Origin of the sequence: Streptomyces sp. SID3343 (assembly GCF_009865215.1) — a bacterium.
In the GTDB taxonomy this organism is placed as follows: Bacteria; Actinomycetota; Actinomycetes; order Streptomycetales; family Streptomycetaceae; genus Embleya.
Genome location: NZ_WWJX01000880.1, coordinates 1 through 2,577 on the forward strand (window position 1 = coordinate 1; position 2,577 = coordinate 2,577).

Consider the following 2,577-nt stretch of genomic DNA (forward strand, 5'->3'; position numbering starts at 1 on the left):
CCGCCTCCGGCCTCGTTCGCGGCCGTGCCCCACTTCGGCGCCGACCGTCCGGCCGACCACCGGGGAAGTCACCGGCGCGTTCACGAGTCGCCCGCCCACGCCCGATGCCGCCGAGACCCGACGCGCCCCGGAACGCCGACTCGTCGACCTGGTCAACAGCCGACGCACCGCGCACGGTTGCCCGCTGCTCAAGGTCGACGAACGGCTGCACACCGCAGCGGGGCGGGCGGGGGCTGAACCGTTCCGCGTCGTTGTTCCCATGCCTACCCGTCGAGGCTGCGTTCGCCTTCCCAGTGGGTCGCCCCCAGATCGGCGGCGATCTCGGTCGGGATCTCCCAGAACGCGCGGACCGAGTCCACCAGGCCGGCGGAGTCCACCCGCCACAGCTCCAGGCTGTCCAACCACACCGGCACGCCGCGTACGGAGCCGTGATTGCGCATGTGCACCTGGGCCTCCCGACCGCACGCGATCACCAGGAGCGGTTCCAGGCGCCACGTTTTGGTGTCGGTGAACGACGCGTCCCATGCCTGGGTCGACATCACCTCGCGTCCGCGCGCGGCGACCGTACCGGGCGGATCCTCGTACGCGACGTCGTCGGCGAACAACTCCAGCCAGGTCGCCTTGTCACGCGCGTTCCAGCGCCGCACGTGTTCGCGTACGGCCGCGCGGGCCGCCGCCGCGTCGTCCGCGGTCGTACGGCCCGAACCACTCGTGCTCTCCGCGGTGTTCACGTTCTCCATGACCCCACTCCTCACCAACGACCGGGCGCGGGCAGCTCCATGAAGCCCGTCGCCTCGTGTACGGACACCGTCGAACCCGTGGTCCCGCCGTTCTCGGCGAGCACGAGGCGCGTGTAGGAGCGGCGCTCGAACAGCCACCGTCCGTCCACCCGGCGATAGTGGTCCTCGTACACCCCCACCGAGTTGCGCAGCGCCCCCGTCGTGGTGACCTGCCGGAATTCGTGGATGTACAGGCGGGCGCGGGCGGTGTCCGGGTCGCCGTCGGGCCCCGGCACGATCCGCGCGTTCAGCACCGTCTGGAACAGGAAATCCAGCGGCTTGAGGAACTCGTCGATCAGCGCGCCGATCGCCACGGGCCCCTTCGCCCCGACCGGGTCGCCCTCGCTCACCGCGACCGTCAACTCCGCGGCGGGGGTGAACAGGTCCTCGAACTCGCTCCACGCTTTGCGGTTCACCGCGTCGACATAGGCCGCGTGCAGCCGGCCGATGCGCAACTCGTCCCACTCGAAGGCGTTGTTCTCGATGATCGTCACGCCGTCAGGTCTAGCCTCGACGGCGCGCACTTGCAATGCGCAACGACCGGAAGATCCGCCGTCGAGTCCGCATCCGTATCCGCATCGTCGTCGCCGGTGTCCCGCCCGCGGGCGACGGCTCGGCGTGAACGAGCCGTCGTCCGCAGGTCGGCAGATCGGTGGGCGGTTGGTCAGCGGGTGGTGCGGACGGGGACGGGCTTACGGGTGGAGGCGGGTGCCGCGGCAGTTGCCGTGCTCGCGGCTCGACGGGGGAGGAGGCTGTCGAGGGCGAACGAACCCGGCCCGAACACGACGATCAGGAGCAGGCTCCAGCAGAACATGGCCGAGGGTTCGCCACCGTTCTGGATGGGCCAGAGGTTGTTTTCCTGGTGGACGGTGAAGTAGGCGTAGGCCATCGAGCCGGACGAGACGAGCGCGGCCGGCCTGGTGCCCAGACCGAGCAACACCAAGCCGCCGCCGACGAGTTGGATCAACGCGGCGTACCAGCCCGGCCATTCGCCGGAGGGGATGGTGCCGCCGCCGTACGTGCCGCCCATCACCCCGAAGATGGAGGCGGCGCCGTGGCAGATGAACAGAAGACCGGTGACGATCCGGAAGAGGCCCAACACGTGGGGCCTGGCGGATTCGATGAGGGCATGCGGGACTGGCGACATCGGACGGCTCCTGGGACGGGGAGTGCGACGATTGGTCCAGACCACTTTGACGCCGAGATCACTGCGCCGGCAATGGCGGCGCCGGAAATTTTCCCGGGCGGGACAATCCCCGCAGCTCGCCGCGACGCCGCCACGCGGGACGGCAAGGCCGAAAGCGCGGCGCCCACGGCCGAGTCGGTCGCCGCTGCCGAGCACCGCGAGGGGCCGGAGCAGGCCGCCGGACAGCGCTACCGGCCTCGACGGCGGCCCTCCTCCTCGTCCTTCGTCCTCGGCCTTCGGAGCAGACCTGCTTCGCAGGCGAACCGATAGCCGGACGTACGCGTCCCCGAGCGTCGGTGCACGGGTGGCGAGCGGGTCCGGCCCGGAGGATCGCGTCGAACACCGTGCGCCTGCCGTCAGTGGTCGGCGTACGGTTGCGGATCGGTCGCCGGCGGCGATGTCGGTTACCGCGCGGCGGCCAGGGCTTCGGCAAGTCGGCTCGGGGCGGTGGCCAACGACGGCCCGTACCAAGTGAGTTGCCGACCGTTCACGAGTGCGGCGGGAAGGTGCGGAAAGCTTTCCGGGCCGTCGTCGGCGGTGAAGAGGTACGGCTCGTCGGGAAGGACGACCAAGTCGGCGTCGACGGCTACGAGTTCGTCGAGGCTCAGCTTC

Annotated in this window: 4 protein-coding genes; all 4 read right to left on the reverse strand. The window is 70.5% G+C overall.

Annotated elements, in window-relative coordinates; genetic code table 11:
* Positions 1-263: 263 nt before the first annotated feature.
* A complete protein-coding gene (locus GT354_RS27465) occupies positions 264-740 on the reverse strand; it encodes a nuclear transport factor 2 family protein (protein ID WP_161359068.1) in 477 nt (158 codons plus the stop codon).
* A gap of 11 nt (positions 741-751) precedes the next feature.
* Positions 752-1,273 carry a nuclear transport factor 2 family protein gene (locus GT354_RS27470; protein WP_161359069.1) on the reverse strand — a complete coding sequence of 174 codons (522 nt, stop codon included), beginning with the start codon at positions 1,271-1,273 and terminating at the stop codon, positions 752-754.
* A 170-nt stretch (positions 1,274-1,443) separates the two neighbouring features.
* Positions 1,444-1,926 (reverse strand): DoxX family protein, encoded by a 483-nt coding sequence (locus GT354_RS27475; protein WP_161359070.1) that lies wholly within the window; start codon positions 1,924-1,926, stop codon positions 1,444-1,446.
* Positions 1,927-2,369: 443 nt separating this feature from the next.
* Positions 2,370-2,577, reverse strand: a 208-nt coding sequence (locus tag GT354_RS27480; RefSeq protein WP_237535504.1) for a helical backbone metal receptor, incomplete at its 5' end; no start/stop codon positions are given.